This window comes from Caballeronia calidae (assembly GCF_900044055.2).
Lineage (GTDB): Bacteria > Pseudomonadota > Gammaproteobacteria > Burkholderiales > Burkholderiaceae > Caballeronia > Caballeronia calidae.
Genome location: NZ_FCOX02000242.1, coordinates 1 through 1,898 on the forward strand (window position 1 = coordinate 1; position 1,898 = coordinate 1,898).

2 protein-coding genes are annotated in these 1,898 nt (G+C 57.0%); both read left to right on the plus strand.

Annotation, left to right across the window (positions count from 1 at the left end; all coding sequences use genetic code 11):
- Positions 1-126: 126 nt before the first annotated feature.
- Complete coding sequence (locus AWB78_RS42335; protein ID WP_062613239.1) at positions 127-1,260, plus strand: J domain-containing protein; 1,134 nt, start codon at positions 127-129, stop codon at positions 1,258-1,260.
- A gap of 453 nt (positions 1,261-1,713) precedes the next feature.
- Positions 1,714-1,860, plus strand: coding sequence for a hypothetical protein (locus tag AWB78_RS49175; protein ID WP_232478140.1), 147 nt, complete (start codon positions 1,714-1,716; stop codon positions 1,858-1,860).
- The last annotated feature ends 38 nt before the right edge of the window (positions 1,861-1,898 follow it).

A 1,898-nucleotide genomic window follows, 5' to 3' on the forward strand; every position in this document is an offset into this window, starting at 1 on the left:
TGTTAGCGATAGGGACGCGTAGAAATTCGGCGATGTGCCGATCTCAGCTCTCGGTTCACACATCGCCCCATCGGGTAAAATGCGGGCAGCCGTTGCCTTCCCACACCTTCAGTAGAAAGTCGATCCATGACCAGGACAAATTTGCGGTCCGTCAGCATCGCGTCCGATCACGACAAACCTGCCTTGTCGAAAGGGCAAAAGGCGTTCAATTCGCTCATTAGGCAGATCGAAAAACGCCGCAAGCAGCTTCGCGCCTGGGAAACGGTCACGCCGACCTTCCAGCAGCGGTACGTCAACGAACTTCTGCCTCTCGAACGGACTTCAACCACGCTGCAGATCCGGATGGTGCATTTCCTCGATCAGGCCTATGTGCAAAAAGAACTGACCAAGGCAGAACGTCGGAAGATGGTTATTGTGATCGCCAATCTGGCGGGCAATCTGATAGACGAAGACGAGGATGAAGGCAAGGAACTGAAGGCCATCTACGACAAGTACAGCCCCACCAACTACGACAGCCAGATGGCTGCGGAAGTCGACGGGATGAAATCCATGCTTGAGACGGTACTCGGTGTCGATCTCGGAGACGATCTCGATCTAAGTTCTCCGGAAGAGTTGCTGCAGCGCGCACAGGCGCATATCCAGCAAGGTCAGGCGGAAGCGGCGGAAAAGCAGGCCGAGCAGGATGTTCAGCGCGCGAAACGGAAAAAATCGCCCAAGCAACAGGCCGCCGAGGCCCGCGCGCAAGAACAGCAGGCGCAGATCAGCCTTTCCATTCGCGAGGTCTACCGCAAACTCGCCAGCACATTACACCCTGATCGCGAAACCGATCCGCAGGAGCGGGACCGGAAAACCAGGTTGATGCAACGCGTCAACGAGGCCTACCAAAAAAACAACCTGCTGCAGCTGTTAGAGCTGCAACTCGAGCTCGAGCATATCGATCAACATGCCCTTAGCAGCATGAGCGAAGAGCGTCTGAAACACTACAACACGATCCTGAAGGAGCAGGTACGCGAACTCGATCGGGAAATCCTCCACGTCGAGTCCGCCTTTCGGTACGCATACGGAATCGATCCTTTCAAACCGGTCTCTCCAGATACCGTTCTGCGAAATCTCGCCGTTGATCTCAAGGAGCTCCGACTCAATGTCCGAACCCTTGAACAGGACCTCGCCGCGTTCGAAGACATCAAGAATCTGAAGCGCTGGCTGAAAGGCATTCAAGTGATGCGTGCCGCATCAACCTTCGACGCCATGCCGTTCTGACATCGAAAGGAACCGACCTGGCCCGAACCGGGTTGGTAATTGGACCACGGCTCCAGTCGTCAGGCATGGCGACCTGACGGACTCGCAGAAACGGCCGTCGCGGCTCGATCAATCGATCAATTTCTCCAGTTGGATCAGTGGTTTAACTGGAGATGTGGCGGATTTTTTGCGAATCCCGGCCGTCCCTCATGTCCGCCAGACGGCGCCAGGAACGCGTAGCACGGTGGCTGATCACATGCCGCCAGCAGCACAGGCCTGGCAACTGCACGACACCCAATGGTGCCTGAGAGAAGCGCAGCGTACCGGACCGTCGTGCTACGCGCTTGTTCACGCGCTCTTCGGCGATCAGGTTCTCATCAAGCTGCGCGCTGTACAGGGCGTGCTGCGCTTCGCCCAGCAGTTCGGCGCGTGTCGCCTGGAGGCGGCCTTGCCCGTCGCGCGAATCTCTTCGGCATGCCAAGCTACAAAGCCATCAAGCTGATCCTGCAGAAAGGCCTCGATCAGACCTGGCTGTCTACCGACCCTGTTGAATCAGGCGCGACGACCTACACCCACGGCGGCCGCTTCTGCCGCGATACTCAGACTCTCCTGATCCATTGAACATGAATCCAATTCCCAAACTCACGTCTTCCCTTAAG

Excerpts from the sequence above, each read along its gene's own strand:
- AWB78_RS42335 (WP_062613239.1), top strand. The coding sequence starts at position 127 with ATGACCAGGACAAATTTGCGGTCCGTCAGCATCGCGTCCGATCACGAC.
- AWB78_RS49175 (WP_232478140.1), top strand. The coding sequence starts at position 1,714 with ATGCCAAGCTACAAAGCCATCAAGCTGATCCTGCAGAAAGGCCTCGAT.